Consider the following 21514-nt stretch of genomic DNA (forward strand, 5'->3'; position numbering starts at 1 on the left):
AGTAATATTAATTCTCGTTGCGCGGCAAGCGCAGCTCGCACCTCTAGCTCAATTGGTAGAGCAACTGACTCTTAATCAGTGGGTTCCGGGTTCAAGTCCCGGGGGGTGCACCACAGCAAAGAAACCGCCGTTCGGATCATCCGAACGACGGTTTCTTGTTTGTCTTCCGTAGCTGGCACCAGGGTCGGTGTCAGCTGGCTAGTGTTGGCGTCGAACCGGTGCCTTGGCCGCAGATCGGACTGGTGTCCTCGTTGCTCTGCGGGATCTGCCGTTCATCCGGATCCTATAGGGCTTGAGTGCATTCTCCGAAACGCCGCAGCCGTCTGCGCACTCGAGCATGGGGTTGAGATTCACTCCGTCACCGGGTTCCGCAGCAGCGGCGGTGTCAATGAGACGGCCGTAGCAGTCGGGACAGAGATATGGTGCATACTTCATTGCGCACTCCTTGCAGACCGACCACTGTCTGATCTGCCGATAGACATGCAGGCCTGGGCCGACATGGGCGTATGCAATTTGCACAAACACGTCTCTATGAGTCTAGCAGTCGGGCCTCAGCGGGCACTGTGCTGAGAACATCAGGTTCAGAACATGGTGCTCAGTCCTGACCGGCGCGGGCGTAGGCGCCGAGGACCTGACGTTCGGAATCGCCGAGGTAGGCGCCGAGTTTAGCGGCCGCTTCTCTCGGGGTCTCATGCAGATAGGCATCGAGGACCTCTTGGTTGCGCTCGACGAACGGCGCATGGAGGAAGTCGAGGACCTCGACCTTGAGGAAGGCCAGACGCAGTTCGGCTAGGACATTGCCGAACGAGCGCATCAGCCGGGAGCTGTCCGAGAGTGAGACCACGGCATTGTGGAAGGACATATTCAGTGTTCCCACCTGCAGCCAGTCATCGGCGGCCGCGGCAGTCTGTGCGGCTTCCACGGCCCGGCGCATCTCCTCGGCGCCCGGATGGTTCTTCGGAGCGTTCTCCAGCACCGAGCATTCGATGTGGCGCCGCACCCGGTAGATGTCGATGACGTCAGAGGTGTTCGGCGAGGCCACCGAGACTCCGCGGTGCGGGATGTGATTGACCAGGCCCTGCTCCCCCAGCACGCGGAAGGCTTCGCGCAGCGTGTTGCGGGAGACGTCGAACTCCTTTGCCAGAGCGGCTTCGGACAGGCGGACGCCGGGCGGCAGCTCGCCGGCGATGAGGCGGTCGGTGAGCTGATTGACCAGGGACGATTCGTGATTCACGGTTCCATCCTAGTGATCGGGGCAACATATGGCCCAGAATCGTGAGGACAATTCCAGAACTGCATTGTGACTCAGATCTATTCTTGTTGAACAATCCATGCTAGATTGTCTAACGCTTCTCCGATAGTGATGCGGACCACCACCGCGGCTGGCCCCCTATCGCATCGGGATGCAGACCACATTCCAGGCAACTTGGAGACCCCATGTCACAGCCACAAGAACAGACGCCGCACGATCAGGTGCCCGATGACCAGACAGCGAAGTCCTCGGTCAAGGTCAGCCGCAGCGCGATCCTCGGCGCGATCTTCCTCATGGCCACCTCGGCGATCGGCCCGGGATTCATCACACAGACGGCGACCTTCACCGCCCAGATGGGCGCAGCCTTCGCCTTCGCCATCTTCATCTCGATCCTCATCGACATCGCCATCCAGCTCAATGTGTGGCGCATGATCACGTCCTCGGGCAAGCGAGCCGCCCAGCTCGCCTCGAGCGCCATCCCGGGCACGGGCATCCTCCTGTCGATCCTCATCGTCATCGGCGGTCTGGCCTTCAACATCGGCAACATCGCCGGCGGCGGGCTGGGACTCAACGCCCTCCTCGGCGTCGACCCGAAGCTCGGTGGTCTGCTCACCGGTGTGCTGGCCATCGGCATCTTCCTGTTCAAACGCGCAGGCAAGGTCGTCGACACCGTCGTCATGGTCCTCGGCGTCGGAATGATCATCCTCACCGTCATCGTCGCGATCGCCTCCGACCCACCGGTCGGCGAAGCGATCAAGCAGAGCTTCCTGCCCGACACCATCAACTTCGCCACCATCACGACCATCGTCGGCGGCAGCGTCGGCGGCTACATCACCTACTCGGGAGCCCACCGCTACCTCGACTCGGGCAAGACCGGACCGGAGCATGCTCCCTCAGTGATGCGCTCGGCGCTCACAGGCATCCTCGTCACCGGCGTCATGCGCTACATCCTGTTTCTGGCCATCCTCGGCGTCGTGGCCTCGGGAGTCGCCCTCGACCTCAGCGGTCAGGCCGCCAACCCTGCCGGTCAGGCGTTCGCAGCCGTCCTCGGCGATGCCGGAATGCGCATCTTCGGTGCCATCTTCTGGGCTGCGGCACTGTCCTCGGTGATCGGGGCGGCCTACACCTCGGCGACATTCCTGTCCGCGTTCTCCAAGCGCCTCGGCAAGGGATGGCCGCTGCAGCTGGCCACGGTCGCGTTCATCACCGTCTCCCTCATCATCTACCTCATCGTCGGAACAGCACCGGCGACCCTGCTCGTCTTCGTCGGCGGATTCAACGGACTCATCCTGCCGATCGGCCTGACGATCTTCATGTACATCGGCTGGTTCAGGCCACGCCTGCTGCGGGTCGACAAGTACCCCAGGTGGTTGCTCATCATCGGCACCGCGGCAACACTGGTGATGTGGTACACGGCCGTCGGATCGGTCGGCCCCATCTTCGCAATGATCGGAATCGGAGGGTGACAATGACATCTGCCATCGACCTCAACTCGGACCTCGGGGAGAACGTTCCCGACCGCGTCGTCAGCGACGATTCGGCCATGTTGGGCCTGGTCTCCAGCGCCAACGTCTCCTGCGGGTTCCACGCCGGCAGCCCTGAGGGCATCCGGACGACTCTGGCAGCGGCGACGCAGGGCGGAGTCGTCATCGGGGCACACCCCGGCTACGACGACTACGAAGGCTTCGGGCGCCGCCCCCTCGACGTTCCTGCAGCCACCCTGCAGGCTCAGGTCGAATACCAGATCGGTGCCCTCCTGGGTCTGACCGCAGCCGTCGGCGGCTCGGTCGCCTATGTCAAACCCCATGGCGGCCTCTACAACGCCATTGTCCGTGACGAGGCGCAGGCCAAGGTCGTCGTCGACGCGGTCAAGGCCGTCGACTCCTCCCTGGTCTTCCTCGGTCTGGCCGGCAGCGTGGCCAACCGCGTCGCCGCCGAGGCGGGGTTGAAGGTTGCGGCCGAGGCCTTCGCCGATCGCTCCTACAACCCCGACGGTTCGCTGGTCGCTCGCACAGAACCCAATGCAGTGCTGCATGACCCGCAAGCCGTGGCCGCACGCGTGCTCAGACTCGTCCAGACTGGGCAGGTCGAGGCCATCGACGGCAGCCTCGTCGATGTCGACGCCCAGTCGATCTGCTTCCACGGCGACAGTCAGGGTTCGATCGACATGGCCCGTGCTGCGCGTGAGCTCCTCGAATCCTCGGACGTGAGGATCGCTGCCTTCGCCGGTGCCGGTCGATGAGTCAGTTCGACGCTGCAGCCGGGGCGGAGGCCCGCGAGCGTATTCGGGCCGGTGCCACGGACCCCACTTCGGGCCTGGCCCCCGGCCTGGTCCAGGCCAACCTCATCGCGGTGCCTGCCGACTGGGCCTTCGACATGCTCCTCTTCGCCCAGCGCAACCCGAAGCCGTGTCCGGTCATCGATGTCCTCGAGCCCGGGCAGGTCGAATCCGCGCTGGCGTCGGGCAGCGATCTGCGCACCGACATTCCCCGCTACCGTCTGTGGGAGAACGGTGAACTCGTCGACGAGGTCGATGACGCCACCGCGGCCTGGGCACAGCACCCTGACCTCGTGTCCTTCCTCATCGGGTGCAGCTTCACCTTCGAGACCGGGCTGCTGGAGGCAGGCATTCCGATCCGCCATCAGCAGGCCGGGCGCAATGTGCCGATGTACTCCACATCGATCGCCTGCAGTCCCGCCGGTCGCGTGAGCGGGAACATGGTCGTGTCCATGCGTCCCATTCCCGCCGGACAGGTCGCCGAGGCGGTGCGCATCACCGACCGTTTCCCCGCCGTCCACGGTGGCCCCGTCCACATCGGAGAACCCGTGCAGATCGGCATCACTGACCTCTCAGCCCCCGACTTCGGTGACGCACCGATGATCGAGGACGGCGACATTCCCGTGTTCTGGGCCTGCGGAGTCACTCCCCAGGTCGCCATCCAAGCCTCGGCCCCACCGTTCGCGATCACGCACTCACCGGGCCGGATGTTCATCACCGACGCGCCGGAAGGCAACTACCGCCAATGATCGACACCCTCGAATTCCACACTGCCTCCCGCCGTCATCTTCTCGTCGAATGCCCGGATCTCGCGGCCACCATGCACTTACATCGTGCCCTGGAATCAGCTGCGCTCGAGGGCGTCGAAGAACTGATCCCGGCCGCACGGACGGTCCTGGTCACGTTCAACCCGACCCGCACCTCGGCGCCGGTGCTCACCGATGCCATCCACGGGCTCGAACACACGGGCACGGATTCGAGTGAGTCCCGTGAGGTCACGATCGATGTCCACTACGACGGTGAGGATCTCGCCGAGGTGGCCGATCTCCTCTCCCTGTCTCCCGCCGAGGTGGTGACCCGGCATCAGCGCGCCACCTGGCAGGTCGCCTTCTCCGGTTTCGCCCCCGGGTTCGGCTACCTCGCCGGTGACGACCCGATCTTCGACGTTCCCCGTCGATCCTCCCCGCGCACCCGCGTGCCCGTGGGTGCCGTGGCCCTGGCCGGGGAATTCACCGGCGTCTACCCCCGCGCCTCCCCCGGCGGCTGGCAGCTCATCGGCCGCACCGATGCCACACTGTGGGACCTCGACCGGGAACCCCCTGCCCTGTTTGTGCCCGGAACGACAGTGAAGTTCCGGGAAGCAGAGCGGGAGTCGGTCACGGTCGCTGAGGCGAGCGCGGAATCTGCCGTGTCTTCGCAGCCGGGCGCGGCCGCCTCGGCGCATTCCTGCACGGTCATCCGTCCCGGACTGCAGCTGCTCGTCCAGGACCTCGGCCGTCCCGGCTTCGCGGCCATGGGCGTCTCGAGCGCAGGTGCCGCCGACCGCGGTGCACTGCAGACTGCCAACCGTCTCGTCGGCAACGCCGAGTCCGCGGCCGGGCTGGAGAGCTTCGGCGGCGGGGTGAGGCTGGCCCTCACCGGTAACGGTGTGGCCGCGGTGACCGGGGCGAGGGCAACGATCACCGTGACCTCTGCCGACGGTGCCGTGTTCCAGCACCACCTCGGCGAGGCCTTCTCACTCGACGACGGAGACGAACTCGAACTCGGCAGCACCGAGCGCGGGACCCGTGCCTATATCGCCTTCCGCGGCGGCATCGAAGCGGAGACTGCCCTGGGCAGCGCCTCGGCCGATACTCTTGCCGGTCTCGGCCCTGCGCATTTGGAGCCGGGCACCACGATCAGCTTGGGGCGACCGGAGTCGGCGCCCCACCTCGTCGATCCCATCCGCAGCGCAGACGGTCAGCGGCGCCTGCCCGCACTTGGAGAGACGATCGAGCTGTCGGTGACCCTGGGACCCCGCGATGACTGGTTCACCTCCACTGGCCTGCAGACCCTGCTGGGACAGGTCTGGACGGTCACCCACGAATCCGATCGGGTCGGACTCAGACTGGCCGGTGAGATCCCCCTCGAACGAGCCCGCACCGGGGAGCTGCCCAGCGAGGGTGCTGTGACCGGGGCACTGCAGGTCCCACCCAACGGTCAGCCGGTGCTCTTCGGTCCCGACCATCCGCTGACCGGCGGCTACCCGATCATCGCCAGCGTCGATGACACAGACCTCGCGGCACAGCTGGCACCCGGCGTCATGATCCGCTTCGTGACCGAGACCTCCCCGGTGGCCGACGATGCCACCACCACAGACCACACCCGCCATTCACCGCAGAACGGACACTGAATCATGCCGAAGATCCTCGTTGCCAACCGCGGCGAAATCGCCGTCCGCGTCATCCGCGCCTGCGCCCACTACGGCCACACCTCGGTCGCCGTCTACGCCGACCAAGACCTCGAAGCCATGCACACGCAGCTGGCCGATGAGGCCTACTCCCTGCCGGGCACCAATGCGGCCGACACCTACCTCAACATCGATGCGATCATCGCAGCGGCCAAGCAGTCCGGGGCCGACGCCGTCCACCCCGGCTATGGCTTCCTGTCCGAGAACGCCGACTTCGCCGCCGCAGTCGAAGATGCCGGCCTCATCTGGATCGGGCCCACTGCGGACACCATCACGGCACTCGGCGACAAGGTCACCGCTCGCCAACTGGCGCAGAAGGTCGGCGCCCCGCTGGCCCCGGGCATCGACCGGCCGCTCAAGGACGCCGGCGAGGTTGAGGCCTTCGCAGCCGAACACGGCCTGCCGATCATCATCAAGGCAGCCCACGGTGGAGGCGGGCGCGGTATGAAGATCGTCCACGACCTCGCCGAGGTTGCCGGAGCCTTCGAATCGGCCACCCGTGAAGCTGTGGAGGCCTTCGGACGCTCCGAATGCTTCGTCGAGAAGTTCCTCGAACGCCCCCGCCATGTCGAGGTCCAGATCGTCGGCGACGGTCAGGGACGCGTCGTGGCCGTCGGCGACCGCGACTGCTCGGCCCAGCGCCGCAACCAGAAACTCATCGAAGAGGCACCCGCGCCCGGCCTCAGCGCCGATCAGCGTGAGCGTCTGCACCGTTCGGCTGAAGCCACCTGCGCCGAGGTGAACTATAGAGGTGCGGGCACCGTCGAGTTCCTCCTCGCCGCCGACTCCACGATGACCTTCCTCGAGGTCAACACCCGACTCCAGGTCGAACACCCCGTCACCGAGGCGGTCTCCGGAGTCGATCTCGTCGCCGAGCAGTTCCGCATCGCCTTCGGTCAGGGGCTGTCGCTGTCGTCGACACCTGAGCCGCGGGGGCATGCCATCGAGCTGCGCATCAACGCCGAGGACCCCGGGCGTGGTTTCCTGCCGACTCCGGGCCGCATCGATGTGCTCAACGCCCCGGGTGGTCCCGGTGTGCGCTGGGATGCGGGAGTCCGGGCCGGTGACATGGTGCAGCCGGCCTTCGATTCGCTGTTCGCCAAGCTCATCGTCCAAGGCCCCGACCGTGCCTCCGCGATCGCACGCACCGTGACCGCGGCGAAGGAACTCCACGTCGAGGGCCCGGCGACCGTGCTTCCATGCTCCCTGGAGATCCTGACGGATCCCGCGTTCACCGCTGATGAGCTGGGAATCCACACGCAGTGGATCGAGTCCGAGCTCCTCCCCCGCATGACGACACAGCCTCGGCCGGCACCGGCGTCCGAGTCCTCGCTGACGCGTGTGAACATCGAAATCGACGGCAAACTCTCCAGCCTCGGGCTGCCGAGTGCACTGCTGGCCGCATTGGGCAGCGCCGGTGGCGGGGCTGCCGGTGCTGGTGATGGTGGAACTGGCTCTGATGGTGGCGCCGCGGAGACCGGTGGTGTCAGTGCTCCGGTGCCCGGCAACCTCGTCGATTATCTCGTCGCCGACGGCGCCGAGGTGGCCGAGGGTGACGATGTCGCTGTGCTGTCGGCGATGAAGATGGAGACCCGAGTCCAGGCGCCCAGCGCCGGAAGACTCAAGCAGCTCTCGAAGGTCGGTGACATGGTGGCCGTCGGCGAGGTCTTCGCTCGAATCGAGTGAGGCTGAACCGTGTCGGGGTCTCGGACTAGAGTGGACACTGAACTGAGAACTTCTGAGAAGTTCCGAACGAGAAGAGGAGACATTATGCCACGTCTGTCAGTCGGCGACACCGCCCCGGATTTCACTCTGAGCAATCAGGACGGGAAGTCCGTGACCCTCAGCGAGTTCAAGGGGCAGCGGGTAGTCGTCTACTTCTACCCTGCCGCAATGACTCCCGGCTGCACGACCGAGGCCTGCGACTTCCGTGATTCGCTTTCGGCGCTGTCTGCTGCCGGACTGGTTGTTCTGGGCATCTCGCCGGACAAGCCGGAGAAGCTGAAGAAGTTCGCGGAGAAGGAGGGGCTGAACTTCGACCTTCTCTCCGACCCCGACAAGTCCATGATGGAAGAGTGGGGCGCCTTCGGGGAGAAGAAGAACTACGGCAAGGTCGTCCAGGGCGTCATCCGCTCGACGCTCGTCATCGATGCTGAGGGCGCCGTTGAACTGGCACAGTACAACGTCAAGGCCACCGGTCATGTGGCTCGTGTGCGCAAGGCCTTGGGCATCGACGCCGCCTGACCGGCTGCGTTATCTGATCGTTTCAGCATCGCGCCCTCGTCCTGCTAATCTTGAGGACGTCGCGCGCGAGTGGCGGAATTGGTAGACGCGCTGGATTTAGGTTCCAGTGTCTGCGGACGTGGGGGTTCAAGTCCCCCTCGCGTACAGAGCGGAGAACGGCCTCTGGTTCGGGAAATATCCTCCCGGCCAGGGGCTTTTTCACATACTCTTGCAGTACATGTCGCCTTGCGGCGCTCACATGTCACCCCGCAGAACTATAAGGAAAGGCCCGGACAGTCATGGCAGATTCGTCGACCACTTCCGTTCGCCCTGTTGACTCGGCAGACGAGGCTCGCTGGCGTGAGCTCTTCCGCGGCTACCGCGAGTTCTATCACCTGCCGGAATCCGAGGACATCGTCTCCCGGGTGTGGGGCTGGCTCATGGATACAGCACACGAATGCCAAGGCCTGGTCGCCGAGGCGGATGGCCGCATCGTCGCAATCGCGGACTTCCGGAGATTCTCGCGTCCGTCGACCGGCACGGTCGGTCTCTGGCTCGATGACCTCTTCACCGATCCTCAGGCCCGCGGAACAGGATCCGGACGTGCGCTCATCGCCCGTCTTCAGGAGATCGCCGCGGACGAAGGGCGTTCGGTCGTCCGCTGGATCACTGCCGACGACAATGCTCAAGCTCAGGTGCTCTATGACAAGGTGGCGACGAAGACCAACTGGGTCACCTACGACGCGAAGCCGCAGGAAGCATAAGGACGAAGTTTCTCAAGCGTCTGTGCGCGGACCTCAACTCATGCGAGTTCGCAGTTCTTCGGCGCCTTCGCCCTCAAGCAGCGAAGCGAAGTCCGGACGTCCCGCCATCGCCATCACCAGATCCAGGAGCCTGCCTCTGACCGCCGGTCCGCTTCCGACCCTGAAGTCAGCATCGTCTGCGACGAGAGTCAGCCCTTTGACGAGGGTCCTGCTGTTGACGGCGAAGTCCTTCGCGGCATAGAAGCCAGCGACCTCAAGGACTGCGCTGGGGTCGGGAGTCAGAGTCAGCCCGAGTGGCCGGGCGATGTCCTGAGAGTGGACGATGACCTCGCCGAGGAACGCAGGATAGTCCTTCGTCGGTACGATCGTGGCCGTGATGCAGGTGCGGAAGATCCCCAGAGTCTCTTCCGGCGACCTCCCTCGGAACCTGGCCAGGAGTCGGGAATTGTGCCGGTCAGCGTTGAATCCGGCGGCGACGATGCTGCGAATCCACGCCCACCTGCCCGTGTTCGCCGCCGCGCTGAGATGGGCAACGACCTGCTCGACACTCCAATCAGAACACAGCGTGTCAGCGCTCCACTGGTCAGACTCGAGCGTCTCCAGCAGTTTGACCAAGCGGGTACGTTCGGCATGGATGAGACTCCACCAATCGACAGTTTCAGACACTTCGTCCTTCCGTCCGATTACCTGCGTCTACAGGTCACCGTGGAAACACGAGCCGGAACCGCTCGCACACTACGAGCATATCCGAGGCGAAACCCTCTGAGCTCTGGCTGTAGTCTCGCCAGAACCTCTCGTGGATCTCCCGCCAGGCCGCCAAGGTCCGTTCGCCTTCGCCTTCGGCGTGAGCATGCTCAGCAGTCACCTCGTCGAAGGCAACAGTCACGACGGCAGTGGTCTCGATGACCGCTCGGGGACTGTCGCGGCCGTCGAGGATGATGCTCACTTCACCGACTCTGGGCACTTCTTCCCCTTCGGCTTCGATGTCACAGAGCGCAGAGGCTGTGCCGGTCTTCGTCCCGTCAAGGACCAATGCGAGGAGGTCATCGGCATGCTCGGGCGTCGCACCGAAGGCCCACGGCTGGGGTGCGTGCACCGGCAGCTCCGGTACTGCGGACCGTGCGGCCGACCAGAAGTCTTCGAGCAACATACTATTCACGAAATTCCTGCCTCCAGCTGCAGCCGCAGCCCATCGATGAGTGCGTTCAGCCCGAGCTCGAATGCGGCAGTCGCCGAAGAGGTCTCGACGAATCGTGGGTCGAGGGCGGTACGGATTTCGGAGAACCGGACATCAGCCGAATCCTGTGCGATGAGGTCACTGGGAGCGATGATGTCGAGGGCGGATCCGAGGACATGGGCTTCGACCGTGCGCATGACCGCCACGGTCCTCGATTCCGGCCAGCCGCCTCGGCGCAGGCCGGCGATGACCGCATCGTACATCTCGTACGTCGACAGATCCCGAATCTCCGTCGTCGCCAGCAGGCGGATGAGATTGGGGTGGGCGGCGAATGCTCGCAGGTAAGACCGTGCCCAAAACTCGAGTGCCCTCTCCCATGGAATCGCCCTCGCAGATGTGCCCACCGAGGCGAACGCCGCCACATCGATGTCGGCGACGATGCGGGCGCGCATGAGTTCGATGAGTTCGGTTCGACCCGACACATGGTTGTACAGAGACGACACCTGCCGATCGACGCGAGCAGCCAGAGTGCGCATCGACAGCGCCTCGGATCCGTCGTCGTCGACGAGGGCGAGCGCGGCGTCGACGAGTCGTTCCCGATTGAGTCTCATGCCGACCTCTTTCCCTGACCTCCCTCGGAGTGTATCGTGTTCTCAGTCACAAATACGAACACTGTTCGTGCGCTGTGGCGGGTCAGAGATCACACGCAGCGAAGCGGGGGACGAAGCGAATTGGCCTTGACGCATTTCCACAACGGCACCATCTGGCGCGGAGCCTCGAGCGGCACCGCCGACTCGCTGCTCGTGAGAGACGGCACCATCGTCGCGATCGGTTCCGCCGAGGTCGACCGGCACCTGAACTCGTCCTCATTTGAGCACTCACCCGCAGACTCGTCCGAGTCAGTCGACCTCGATGGCGGCTTCCTCATGCCGTCCTTCGGTGATGGTCATGCCCATCCGATCTTCGGCGGGCTCGAAGCGGAGGGACCGCAGGTGCGCGCTTGTGCCAGCGTCGCTGAGATCGTGACCGAGGTGCGACGTTTTGCTGAAGCCAACCCTGAGGTCGAGTGGATCACCGGCGCCTCCTATGACGGCAGCCTCGTCGAGGGCGGGCTCTTTGACTCCCGTTGGCTCGACGACGCTGCAGCGGACCGACCCGTGGTGCTGCGCGCCTGGGACTATCACACAGTGTGGTGCAATTCCCGGGCCCTCGAACTCGCCGGCATCACTGCCGGCACACCCGAACCAGAGCTCGGTGAGATCCCTCGCCGAGGCGATGGTTCGCCACTGGGGACACTGCGGGAATGGGGCGCGGTCGATCTCGTCGACGCCGTGCGTCCGCCGCTGGACGAGGCCATGCGGCTGCGCGCGCTCGAACGGGCAGCCGACTACTACCTCGAGCGCGGGGTCACCTGGGTCCAGGACGCATGGGTCGAACCGGCCGATGTCGAGACCTATCTGGCTGCCTCGGATCAGGGCAGACTCAAGGTCCGGTTCAATCTCGCCCTCTATGCGGATCCGCGTCACTTCGCTGAGCAGCTGCCTGCCATGGTCGAGGCCAGGAGGCGCGTCGAGGTGCGCGGCGATCCGCTGCTGAGTGCCCGGACCGTGAAGTTCTTCGCCGACGGCGTCGTCGAGAACGAAACCGGGTCGCTGCTCGAACCGTACTGCTCGTCGCTGCACAATCACGGCCTGCGGGTGTGGGAAGGCGAGACCTTGGCCGAAGCGGTTCGTGCCGTTGACGCGGCCGGATTCCAGGTCCACATCCACGCCATCGGCGATGCCGCCGTCCGCCAGGCCCTTGATGCCATCGAGTCGGCGATGACGTGCAACGGTCCACGGGATCGCCGGCCGGTCATCGCCCATGCGCAGCTCGTCGATGCCGATGACCTCTCACGATTCGCCGAGCTCGGGGTGATCGCGAACATGCAGCCGTTGTGGGCGCAGCTCGATGACCTCATGACCGTGCTCACCCTCCCCCGCCTCGGCGAGGAGAGGGCCGGTCATCAGTACCGGATGCGGACCATCCTCGAACGCGGTGGACGCCTGTCGTTCGGTTCGGACTGGCCGTGCACCTCGGGCACACCCGTCGAGGGCCTGGCGATCGGCACGAGCCGACAGACCGATGCGGGCGAACCCGCAGGCGGGTGGACTCCGGAGGAGATCGTCGACATCGACCGTGCCCTCGACTGCTATTCGACCGCAGTGGCCCACCAGGCCTTCGCCGATCACTCCCCCGCAGTCTGGGGCGAGATCCGCCCCGGGGCGAGTGCAGACCTCATCCGATTCGATCACGACCCTCGGGACGTGACACCGCAGGAACTCGCGAAGATGGCCGTTCGCACCACCTACCTCGGCGGCGTTGCCGTGCATTCATCGACCTGAGCGAAAGGACCACCATGTCCGACTCACACGACACCAGCGCGCCCCAAGGTGGCAGAGGACATCACGATGGCGGCGAAGGGCAGCTCAAGCGTGCTCTCGGGGTCCCGTCTCTCGTGTTCTTCGGCCTCGTCTATATGGTGCCGCTGACTATTTTCACGACTTACGGCATCGTCACTCAGGTCACCGGAGGTCGGGTGCCGCTGGCGTACGTGATCACTCTCCTCGCGATGGTCTTCACTGCCAGGTCCTATGCGAAGATGGCGCACGAGCTGCCCTTCGCCGGGTCCGCCTACACATACACGCAGAAGAGCTTCGGGGCAGGCATCGGCTTCGTGGCCGGGTGGGCGCTGCTGCTCGACTACCTGTTCCTGCCGATGATCAACTACCTCGTCGTCGGCATCTATCTGTCCGCAGCGTTCCCGATGATCCCTGCCTGGGTGTTCGTGCTCACGGCGATCGTTCTCGTCACGGCGCTCAATGTCATCGGCATTGTGTCCGTGGCACGAGCGAACATCGTCATCATCGCGGCCCAGGCGATCTTCATCCTGACCTTCGCAGCGCTCGGCATTGCGTCGATGTCAGGCTCGGGCACGGTCGATCTCATGGCACCGTTCACCGGTGACGGCAGCGCACCCGGTTTCGGCAATGTCATGGCCGGTGCCGCGATCCTGTGTCTGTCGTTCCTCGGCTTCGATGCGGTCTCGACTCTGTCCGAGGAGGCCAAAGATGCGCAGCGCACCGTCCCGCGTGCCATCGTCATCGCCACCGTCACGGGCGGGCTCATCTACATCGTGCTCTCGTTCCTTTCTCAGCTCGTCTACCCGTCGAATGACTTCGCCGACGTCGATTCGGGAGCCCTCGACGTCATGGGAGCTGCGGGTGGAGAGTTCCTCGCGATCTTCTTCACCGCTGCCTATGTCGCCGGGGCCTGCGGCTCCGCACTGACATCTCAGGCCTCGGTCTCACGCATCCTCTTCGCGATGGGTCGTGACGGTGTCCTGCCGAAGCGCTTCTTCGGGCGTCTGTCGCCACGCTTCCACACTCCGATCCTCGCGACACTCTGCGTCGGAGTGGTATCGCTCTTCGCCTTGGCCGTCGACCTCAGCTTCATCTCCGAGATGGTCAGCTTCGGTGCACTCATCGCGTTCTCCGCGGTCAACCTCTCGGTCATCAAGCACTTCATCATCGATGGGAATCGTCGCGGATCGCGCGCGATCATCAACTTCATCGTCCTGCCCGGAATCGGCTTCTGCCTCACCCTGTGGCTGTGGACGAGCCTGTCACCGCGCACGCTGCTCATCGGTGCGATCTGGCTGGCCCTCGGCATCGGGTACCTTGCGTTCGTCACCCGCGGATTCCGCCGACCGACTCCGACGCTGGATCTCGCGGAGTAAGGGGCGGGCCCGTAGTGCAACGAGTTGACGAGCAGTCATGTGAGACAACGCTTCTCGTAGCCTAGACAGTCCCCTGTTCCACCAACACCTATGAGTACAAACATTCATTTGTGGTAGTCTGTCTGCATCCGAGCGAAAGGATGCCGACGATGACTGCTGAACCCGACATCGACCTCGACCTGTCACTTCGAGCGCTCGCCGACAGCAATCGGCGGTCGATTCTCCATGCGATCCGCGGCCATCCGCTCCCGGTCGGGTCCATCGCCGAGGTAGTCGGACTGTCCCAGCAGACGACATCGCACCATCTGGGCGTGCTTCGAAGAGCCGGCCTTACCGTCGGCGTCCGCGAAGGCACACGCCACCTGTTCGCAGTCGAGACCGATGGCCTTGCGGCAGTTCGCTCCTACCTCGACGACTTCTGGCCGACCAAACTCTCGAAGCTCAAGGCTGCTATCGAGGCACGAGACGAACCCGAGAATGCAGGCAGCGAGACCCATGGCTGAATTCCGAGATTCCATCGAGATCGCCGCCTCGCCGGAGACGGTTTTCGAGTACCTGACGACGAACTCAGGCATGACGGCCTGGATGGGCCAGTACGCCGATCTGGAGGCGACGGCTGGGGGCCGATTCGCCGTCGACATCGCGGGGCACCCCGTCCGAGGGAAATTCCTCGAGGTCAGTCGCCCCTATCGTGTGGTCGTGTCATGGGGATTCGCCGGCAGCGTGGACCTTCCCCCTGGTGCGTCCCGGGTCGAATTCACCCTCACCGCCATTGGATCGGGAACGCGGGTCGATCTGCTCCATTCGCACCTGCCCGACGCTGAGGTCCGCGGTCACGCCGACGGTTGGGCGCACTTCTTCCCCCGCCTGATCATCGCCGGTTCGGGCGGAGATGCAGGAATCGATGACTGGCAGCCAGACGCGACAATGACCTGACGGGACAATACAACAAGCTGCGTTGTGTCAGAGTTCACACACATCCGTTTGCACACTCACACGGAACCATCGATCGCAGAGGAGCTTCTCATGACCTACGAATCGGCCCAAAACGTCGTCAGCCGATATCACCACGCGTGGACCAGCGGTGATATCGATGGGGCGATGGATCTCATCGACGAGGACATCGCATGCCGAGCCCCAGGAGTCGACCTCGACGGCAAGGAGGCCTATCAGTCGTTCATCGCCGGATTCGCGCCGACGCTCACCGGCATCACCGACATTGCCGAGTTCGCCGACTCCGACAGGGTCGCACTGTTCTATTACCCCGAAACGGCAGCGACGACGACTACACCGGCAGCTGAGTTCTTCACAGTTCGTGATGGCCTGATCAGCGAGAGTGTGCTCATCTTCGACCGACTCTCCTATGGCCCGCCGGATCCGGTCCGAGGTGCGCAATGACGGTGACATCCGCGCAAAGGTCACTCGCAGAACGCATCCGCACCTCAATCGCCGATGAACCCGCTCAACGCGAGGTCTCGATGTTCGGCGGTCGCTCGTTCATGGTCAACGAGAAGATGATCGTCAGCGCCAGCAAGGACGGCTCCCTGCTGGTCAGGATCGCCGCTGAAGACCACGACCGGCTGCTGCTGGAGCAACCCGGGGCCCAACAGGCCGAGATGGGAACGGGACGAACCATGGGACCAGGCTGGATCACCGTCGCCGCCGACCACCTCGTCGACGAGGCCTCCCTGGCACTGTGGCTCTCATTTGCGCTCGACTACAACCGAGCACCTAGGTGAGGCCCTGTGAGGCCCGACCAGCTGGCCAGTACCCGCCGCTTCACACCACGGGCATGCGATCGCGCTCATAGGTGATCGATGAATAGCCGTGAGGGTCTGGCTGCCCCGCCTCCCCTACGCTGACGAAGACGATTCTGTCGATGCTCAGAATGGACTTGCGCGTGATCATATTGCGCACCTGAGCTCGCATCGTCAGTGACGTGTTGCCGAAACGAGTTGCGACGAGCCCCATCTCGATGAGATCCCCCTGGCGAGCCGAAGCTACGAAGTTGATCTCGGAGATGAGTTTCGTGACCACGCTGTGGCTGCCGAGCTGAATGATCGCGTAGATCGCAGCTTCCTCGTCGATCCACTTCAGCAGGCTTCCACCGAAGAGCGAGCCGTTCGCGTTGAGGTCCTCTGGGCGAACCCACTTGCGTGTGTAGAAGTTCATTCCATCGACTCGATGAGTCGTATTCGCCGAGGTCATTGCCGAGTCGTTCATCGCCATCCCTATCGCTGTTCTCTCGCTCTTGAGCACAGGCTAGCCGAGGGATATTTCGCCGGCATTTCGGGTACGAAGCGAACATTTCCAGTTGGTTTCATCACGGCACTCCTGCAGATTCTCGCGCTTCACCCCACCTCTTCACCTAATTCCGGCCTCACACTATACCCCGCCCCTTGCAATAGTGTGTGTCACACACTATTGTGTGAAGCATGAACGAGGATGAAGAGCAGGCACTGGCAACACACGAACAAGAGCTGAGACGAGGCACCGTCGTCTTCGCCAGCCTCGTTGCCTGCCGTCAGCCTCAGTATGGGTACTCCCTGCTGACGACTCTCACCGAAGCCGGCATCGCCACAGAGGCCAACACCCTCTACCCCCTGCTGCGAAGACTTGAGAAACAAGGGCTGCTCAGTGCCGAGTGGAACACCGAACAGGCGCGTCCACGCAAGTACTACAGCGTCACCACCAGTGGTGCCGAAGTCGCCGCAGCACTCCACTCCCAATGGCTGGAACTCAACACCAGCATCACGAAACTCTGGAAAGAAGGAACACCATGAGTGCGCTCACCACCATCTACGTCGACAATGTGGTCAGCCACCTCCCGGAGGACTCCCGAGGTGACATCGCGGCAGAGATCAAGGCCACAATCGACGATATGGTCGAAGACCGACTCGGCGACCTGGAACATCCTGCAGACGAGCAGACCGCGGCTGCCGAACGCGAGGTGCTCGAAGAGCTCGGCGATCCGGCCCAGCTCTCCCGGGAGTACACGAACTCGTCACAGCATCTCATCGGGCCGAAGTCCTACCCGGTCTTCATCTGGGCGATACGCTGGGTGCTTCCGCTCGTCGCCGTGGCCGCGGCCGTGACGAACTCAATCGCGTTCATCGCCACCAACGATGAGGTCCAGATCGGGGCGCTCATCGGTCAGCTCGTCGGCAATACGATCGTCGCGCTGCTCACGGCCTTCGCCGCAATCACGATCATCTTCGCCCTCGGCGACAAAGAGATGAGCGGAGGTGCGGCAGATAAGATCGCCGGCACGAAGAAGGACTGGTCAGTCGATCAGCTGCGCGCGACGGATGCGAAGGCGAAGCAGATCCGCGCCGAGGCGGTCCTGAACCTGATCTTCCTCGTCCTTCTGGCGCTGATCCCGCTCATCCCGACCTCGCTGGTCTACGTCGGGCATCTCAACAACGGCGAGACATTCATCAATCCCGACCTGGAGTCAGGATGGCTGCTCGGCTATTGGGCCTTCCTGACCCTCATGGCCGTTATCGAAGTCATCAAGCTGGTCCGTTCTTCGACCAGTGCCGCGCTGATCATCACCGGTGTGGTCCTCGACGTGGCGATGGCCGTCTTCCTCACCATCGCTCTGCTGACGCAGCAGGTGCTGCACCCGGACCTCACATCCGCTTCGGGCGCCGAGGTGCAGCAGATCATCACCGTCATCGCAATCTGGGCCATCGTCATCTGGGATCAGATCAGCACGTGGCGCGCCCACCGAGCGAACCGCTGACCGCGTAGCCTTATCCGGGTGCAGCTTCACCGCTGCACCCGGACGAGAGGAAGTGGCCATTTCATGACCGAAGAGATCGGCGTCGTCGGCGCTCGCGAGCACAACCTGTCCGGTTTCTCCGTCTCTCTGCCGCACAGGCAGCTCATCGGCATCTGTGGTGCATCGGGCTCGGGCAAGTCGTCGTTGGCCTTCGACACCATCTACGCCGAAGCCCAGCGCCGCTACCTCGAATCGGTCTCCCCGTTCACCCGTCACCTCCTCGGCGCGGTCTCCGCGCCCCAGGTCGACCGGATCACGGGCCTTCCTGCCGCAATTGCAGTCAAACAGCTCGTGTCGACTCCCCCGGAGAATTCGAGCGTGGGCACCCTGTCACAGGTCTCTGATCTGCTGCGGGTGCTGTTCTCCCGCTTCGGCGACTACCCCGCGAACCAGGGCCGTCTGCTTGCCTCGGCATTCTCCCCGAACACGGTCGAAGGCGCCTGCCCGACGTGCGCGGCGAAGGGCAGCATCCATGACATCGACCTCGACGCCGCAGTGCCCGACGAGACCCTGACCATCCGCGAGGGCACCATCGCCGCCTGGCCGGGAGGATGGTTGGGCCGGAACTTCAAACACCTTGTCGAAGCACTGGGAATCGACGTCGACATTCCCTGGAAGCGCCTGCCCGCTGACACCCGCACCTGGCTGCTGACCACGGAAGACACACCATCCGTGACCGTCGAGCCGGAGAAGATACTCGACCACGTCGCCCGCGAATACACAGGCAAATTCCGCAGCGCCCGCCGGTACCTGCTCGACACAATGGTCACGACCAGCAGTGCCACGATCCGCGAGCGCACCGAGGAATTCCTCAGCAACGACCTCTGCCCCGATTGCCATGGGAGTCGCATCAACCCTGCCGCATTGGCGGTGACGATCGGCGGGGCGAATATCGCCGAGGTGGGCGACCACAGCCTCACAGACCTAGCCGTGACGATCAACGCCGCCATCGCCGCCGACCTCGAACGCGGCCCCAGCGAATCGAAGCGATTCTCCGCAGCCACAGATGAGGCCGCCCACGTCCTCCTCGACGAACTCGACAAGCGCACCGACGTGATCGAGCGCCTCGGCGTCGGCTACCTTCCGCCCAAACGGTCAGCGGCCACCCTCTCCCCCGGTGAGCTGCAGCGACTGCGCTTGGCAGCCCATCTGCACAGCGGCCTTCACGGCATGGTCTATGTCTTCGACGAACTCTCCACCGGTCTGCACCCGAAGGACACTGATCACCTCTTCACCCACATCGAGGCTCTGCGCGATGCGGGCAATACGGTCATCCTCGTCGAACACGATATGGAGATCGTGCGCCGCTGTGATTGGGTGATCGAGCTCGGTCCCGGCGGAGGTGCACGTGGAGGCCAGCTCATGTTCTCCGGACCTGTCGCCGAGGCACTCGACGGGGAGAGCTCGACCGCTGTCCGCCTGCGCAATGAGGCTCCCAGCGAACCTTGGCGAGCACCCCAGGAATTCGAAGATTGGGCTCGGTGCACCAGTCTGTCGGCGAACAACCTCCGCGGTCTGGCACTGTCCTTTCCCATCGGCGGTCTCACCACTCTGACTGGAGTCTCCGGAGCGGGCAAGAGCTCGGTGCTGCGGTCGGTGGCGACACTGGCCAGGAGCGCTGGAGCCTCCCCGTTCGATGGTGAGGAGGAACCGTCGACGATATCCCGGCGCAGTGGCAGCGGTGGTGAGGGAGGAGATCTTGCCGAGGCCGATGCTGCCGGGCTCGAGGTCTTCGACCGGGTGGTCAGCTTCGATCAGTCCACCATCGGCCGGTCCCCGCGATCAGTCATCGGCACCTACCTGGGCATCTTCGATAAGATCCGCAGCCTGTTCGCGAAGACCGATCTGGCGCGCAGTCGTGGCTTCACCGCCTCACAGTTCTCCTTCAACACCGCCCGGGGACGCTGCCCCCGCTGTGAGGGCCTGGGCATCATCACCATCGATCTCGTCCACCTGCCGGCCTCCAGCGGCACCTGCCCCGAATGCGAGGGCCGCCGATTCATAGAGGAGACACTCGAGGTCACAGTCGAGGAGCTGACCATCGCGGATGTCCTCGATCTGTCGATCGATGCGGCGGCGACGGTGTTCGCCGAACGGCTGGGCCTCGTCGCCCATTTCGAGGTTCTGCAGAGGGTCGGCCTGGGCGGTCTTCTGCTCGGGCAGTCCTCGGCGACCCTGTCCGGCGGTGAGGCACAACGGCTGCGTCTGGCCGCGGTGATGCGGGCCCGGAAACGACGTGAACGCTCACTGTTCATCCTTGATGAGCCGGCCAACGGACTGCACCCCAGCGACGCCCGGGTCCTCGGCCAACTCTTCCGGCAGATCGTCGATGAGGGCGACACCATCCTCATCGCCGATCACAACATGGAGCTGGCCGCCGGTTCCGATTGGCTCATCGATATGGGGCCAGGTCCCGGCCCCGACGGTGGCCAAATCGTTGCCGCAGGTACGCCTCTGCAAGTGGCGACAGCTGGAGTCGGTGCGACCGCCGAAGTGCTGTCGGCACGATTCGGCACCAGCACCACCACTGGCACCACCGCTGGCACCAGCACCACCACTGGCAGCTGACGGCGTCGGTTGCTGTCAGCCCTGGCTGCGGATGACCGTGAATTTACTGGTGCGAGCCAGCTGTTCGCTGGGTCCGATCACGCGTTCTAAGGTGGCGCGGTAGTCCAGGTGTGAGTTGTAGACGGTGAAGACCTGTCCCCCTGGCGCCAGGAGCTTCGAGGCTGTGGCCATGAGTCCGGCGGCGGTATCGGTCTCGATCGTCGTGCCCTGGTGGAAGGGCGGGTTGAGCAGGATCAGGTCGTGCCCGCCAGATAGGGCCTGGACATCCGTGGCGTCGGCGAGGATGGTGTCGACCTCGAGTCCGTTCGCCTCCGCGGTCTCCCTCGCCGAGGTGACCGCCGCCTTCGACACGTCCACGCCGGTGCCGTTCTTCGCCGCCGTCACCTGCATCGCCGCCGTGAGCAGCCATCCGTTCCCACACCCTAGGTCAAGGATGGAATTCGGGGACCCGGTGACCGCCTCGGCGGGTTGAGACTCGGCGGGCTTGGTTTCGGAGGACAGGGCTGTGAGCAGCGCGGTCGATCCCTCATCGCTCTTGATCCCGGAGAAGCAGGCGCCATGGGCTCTGACCTGGAGCACACCGGTGGCCGGATGATCGATGGTGCCGCGCCTAGGGTAGCTCGGCAGGCTGGGTGAGGACAATCGTCGGCTGCCGATGATCATCCGATGTTTGCCGACGCCGGGTGAGACATCGACCCTCGCGTAGCCGCGGGCAAGTTCCTTGTTCACCGCTCGGCTCATCGAATCGCTGCGGCCGATGACGATGACCGTGGACACGTCTGACTGGATGGCCGCAATGGTTTCGGCCAGGGCGTGGGTGGCCTTCGGTGCGTTGACGATCGCCCACACCTCATTCCGGTCCGAAGCGAAGGCGGCGAGATCGTCGATGGGGCTGGTCCGATCTGCCACCTCGGCGAGGGTGTGCGCTTCATCGATCCGGTCGTTGTAGGTACGCACGGGTGCGATCTCACTGAGCAGGCGCGACTGCAGCCCCTGTGCGTCATCGACGATGAGGATTTCGTGCGGAAGCTCCGCGACCACCTCGGCGTCCACGAACGATCCGGCGGTGGCCCGCCCCGAGACATCGAGCTCTCCGCTGCGTCGACCCAGCACATACTCGATGAGGACCCTGGCCTGAGGAAATCCCGGAACTTCAGCAAGCTCGGGAAACTGTTCCAGCAGATCCTGACTGCGTTGGCGGGCAGGAGAATCCGGAGTCAGCAGGGTAGAAGGCATTCGAA

22 protein-coding genes and 2 tRNA genes are annotated in these 21514 nt (G+C 64.2%); 18 read left to right on the forward strand and 6 right to left on the reverse strand.

The features are described 5' to 3' along the window. Nucleotides 1–37: 37 nt before the first annotated feature. Nucleotides 38–113: transfer RNA gene (locus CXR25_RS13250), tRNA-Lys, on the forward strand. Nucleotides 114–595: 482 nt separating this feature from the next. Here CXR25_RS13250 and CXR25_RS13255 read toward each other — a convergent pair. Beyond that, a complete protein-coding gene (locus tag CXR25_RS13255) occupies nucleotides 596–1234 on the reverse strand; it encodes a GntR family transcriptional regulator (RefSeq protein ID WP_009882731.1) in 639 nt (212 codons plus the stop codon). Between the two features lie 203 nt (nucleotides 1235–1437). Here CXR25_RS13255 and CXR25_RS13260 point away from each other — a divergent pair, with 203 nt between their 5' ends. The 8 genes from CXR25_RS13260 to CXR25_RS13295 all read left to right on the forward strand — a co-directional run bounded on the left by CXR25_RS13260 (nucleotide 1438) and on the right by CXR25_RS13295 (nucleotide 8966). After that, a complete protein-coding gene (locus CXR25_RS13260) occupies nucleotides 1438–2718 on the forward strand; it encodes an NRAMP family divalent metal transporter (RefSeq protein ID WP_226829695.1) in 1281 nt (426 codons plus the stop codon). A 2-nt stretch (nucleotides 2719–2720) separates the two neighbouring features. Then, nucleotides 2721–3494 carry a LamB/YcsF family protein gene (locus tag CXR25_RS13265; protein WP_125178251.1) on the forward strand — a complete coding sequence of 258 codons (774 nt, stop codon included), beginning with the start codon at nucleotides 2721–2723 and terminating at the stop codon, nucleotides 3492–3494. After that, on the forward strand, nucleotides 3491–4279 hold the full coding sequence (locus tag CXR25_RS13270) for a putative hydro-lyase (RefSeq protein WP_125178252.1): 789 nt from the start codon (nucleotides 3491–3493) through the stop codon (nucleotides 4277–4279). Before CXR25_RS13265 ends, CXR25_RS13270 begins: the two co-directional genes overlap by 4 nt. After that, nucleotides 4276–5922 (forward strand): 5-oxoprolinase subunit B/C family protein, encoded by a 1647-nt coding sequence (locus CXR25_RS13275; protein ID WP_096157325.1) that lies wholly within the window; start codon nucleotides 4276–4278, stop codon nucleotides 5920–5922. Before CXR25_RS13270 ends, CXR25_RS13275 begins: the two co-directional genes overlap by 4 nt. A 3-nt stretch (nucleotides 5923–5925) precedes the next feature. Continuing rightward, a complete protein-coding gene (locus tag CXR25_RS13280) occupies nucleotides 5926–7665 on the forward strand; it encodes an acetyl/propionyl/methylcrotonyl-CoA carboxylase subunit alpha (protein WP_096157326.1) in 1740 nt (579 codons plus the stop codon). Between the two features lie 84 nt (nucleotides 7666–7749). Further along, nucleotides 7750–8223 (forward strand): thioredoxin-dependent thiol peroxidase, encoded by a 474-nt coding sequence (bcp, locus tag CXR25_RS13285; RefSeq protein WP_096157327.1) that lies wholly within the window; start codon nucleotides 7750–7752, stop codon nucleotides 8221–8223. 62 nt (nucleotides 8224–8285) lie between these two features. After that, a tRNA-Leu gene (locus CXR25_RS13290) sits at nucleotides 8286–8368 on the forward strand. Between the two features lie 133 nt (nucleotides 8369–8501). Further along, a complete protein-coding gene (locus tag CXR25_RS13295; protein ID WP_125178253.1) occupies nucleotides 8502–8966 on the forward strand; it encodes a GNAT family N-acetyltransferase in 465 nt (154 codons plus the stop codon). Nucleotides 8967–8999: 33 nt separating this feature from the next. On the opposite strand, the gene CXR25_RS13300 is transcribed toward CXR25_RS13295, so the two are convergent. The 3 genes from CXR25_RS13300 to CXR25_RS13310 are packed head-to-tail and all read right to left on the reverse strand — an operon-like array spanning nucleotide 9000 to nucleotide 10754. Then, nucleotides 9000–9632 (reverse strand): maleylpyruvate isomerase family mycothiol-dependent enzyme, encoded by a 633-nt coding sequence (locus tag CXR25_RS13300; protein ID WP_125178254.1) that lies wholly within the window; start codon nucleotides 9630–9632, stop codon nucleotides 9000–9002. Between the two features lie 34 nt (nucleotides 9633–9666). Then, nucleotides 9667–10116 (reverse strand): ASCH domain-containing protein, encoded by a 450-nt coding sequence (locus tag CXR25_RS13305; RefSeq protein WP_009885145.1) that lies wholly within the window; start codon nucleotides 10114–10116, stop codon nucleotides 9667–9669. Between the two features lie 5 nt (nucleotides 10117–10121). Then, nucleotides 10122–10754, reverse strand: a complete 633-nt coding sequence (locus CXR25_RS13310) for a TetR/AcrR family transcriptional regulator C-terminal domain-containing protein (RefSeq protein ID WP_009885144.1) — start codon at nucleotides 10752–10754, stop codon at nucleotides 10122–10124. A 126-nt stretch (nucleotides 10755–10880) separates the two neighbouring features. On the opposite strand from CXR25_RS13310, the gene CXR25_RS13315 reads away from it, so the two are divergent. The 6 genes from CXR25_RS13315 (at nucleotide 10881) to CXR25_RS13340 (ending at nucleotide 15660) form a co-directional block, all read left to right on the forward strand. Beyond that, nucleotides 10881–12527, forward strand: a complete 1647-nt coding sequence (locus tag CXR25_RS13315) for an amidohydrolase (protein ID WP_226829997.1) — start codon at nucleotides 10881–10883, stop codon at nucleotides 12525–12527. A gap of 14 nt (nucleotides 12528–12541) precedes the next feature. Next, on the forward strand, nucleotides 12542–13921 hold the full coding sequence (locus tag CXR25_RS13320) for an APC family permease (protein WP_096157331.1): 1380 nt from the start codon (nucleotides 12542–12544) through the stop codon (nucleotides 13919–13921). 149 nt (nucleotides 13922–14070) lie between these two features. Beyond that, nucleotides 14071–14424 (forward strand): ArsR/SmtB family transcription factor, encoded by a 354-nt coding sequence (locus tag CXR25_RS13325; protein ID WP_096157332.1) that lies wholly within the window; start codon nucleotides 14071–14073, stop codon nucleotides 14422–14424. Continuing rightward, nucleotides 14417–14857, forward strand: coding sequence for an SRPBCC family protein (locus CXR25_RS13330; protein ID WP_029417714.1), 441 nt, complete (start codon nucleotides 14417–14419; stop codon nucleotides 14855–14857). Before CXR25_RS13325 ends, CXR25_RS13330 begins: the two co-directional genes overlap by 8 nt. A gap of 90 nt (nucleotides 14858–14947) precedes the next feature. Further along, nucleotides 14948–15319: a nuclear transport factor 2 family protein gene (locus CXR25_RS13335; RefSeq protein WP_096158852.1), complete on the forward strand. Its 372-nt coding sequence runs from the start codon at nucleotides 14948–14950 to the stop codon at nucleotides 15317–15319. After that, entirely contained in the window at nucleotides 15316–15660 is a 345-nt protein-coding gene (locus CXR25_RS13340; protein WP_096145909.1) for a TfoX/Sxy family protein, read from the forward strand. The genes CXR25_RS13335 and CXR25_RS13340 overlap by 4 nt, the downstream gene beginning before the upstream one ends. A 40-nt stretch (nucleotides 15661–15700) precedes the next feature. Here the strand turns inward: CXR25_RS13340 and CXR25_RS13345 are convergent, their stop codons facing one another. Next, on the reverse strand, nucleotides 15701–16144 hold the full coding sequence (locus tag CXR25_RS13345) for an acyl-CoA thioesterase (protein WP_371860657.1): 444 nt from the start codon (nucleotides 16142–16144) through the stop codon (nucleotides 15701–15703). Between the two features lie 212 nt (nucleotides 16145–16356). On the opposite strand from CXR25_RS13345, the gene CXR25_RS13350 reads away from it, so the two are divergent. The 3 genes from CXR25_RS13350 (at nucleotide 16357) to CXR25_RS13360 (ending at nucleotide 20273) form a co-directional block, all read left to right on the forward strand. Further along, nucleotides 16357–16704, forward strand: a complete 348-nt coding sequence (locus CXR25_RS13350) for a PadR family transcriptional regulator (protein WP_096145910.1) — start codon at nucleotides 16357–16359, stop codon at nucleotides 16702–16704. After that, nucleotides 16701–17666, forward strand: a complete 966-nt coding sequence (locus CXR25_RS13355; RefSeq protein WP_125240628.1) for an HAAS signaling domain-containing protein — start codon at nucleotides 16701–16703, stop codon at nucleotides 17664–17666. Before CXR25_RS13350 ends, CXR25_RS13355 begins: the two co-directional genes overlap by 4 nt. Nucleotides 17667–17729: 63 nt before the next feature. Next, nucleotides 17730–20273, forward strand: coding sequence for an excinuclease ABC subunit UvrA (locus tag CXR25_RS13360; RefSeq protein ID WP_125240629.1), 2544 nt, complete (start codon nucleotides 17730–17732; stop codon nucleotides 20271–20273). Between the two features lie 15 nt (nucleotides 20274–20288). Here the strand turns inward: CXR25_RS13360 and CXR25_RS13365 are convergent, their stop codons facing one another. Further along, nucleotides 20289–21509, reverse strand: a complete 1221-nt coding sequence (locus tag CXR25_RS13365) for a class I SAM-dependent methyltransferase (protein WP_009885133.1) — start codon at nucleotides 21507–21509, stop codon at nucleotides 20289–20291. Nucleotides 21510–21514: the final 5 nt, after the last annotated feature.

Origin of the sequence: Brevibacterium aurantiacum (assembly GCF_003932995.1) — a bacterium.
Lineage (GTDB): Bacteria > Actinomycetota > Actinomycetes > Actinomycetales > Brevibacteriaceae > Brevibacterium > Brevibacterium aurantiacum.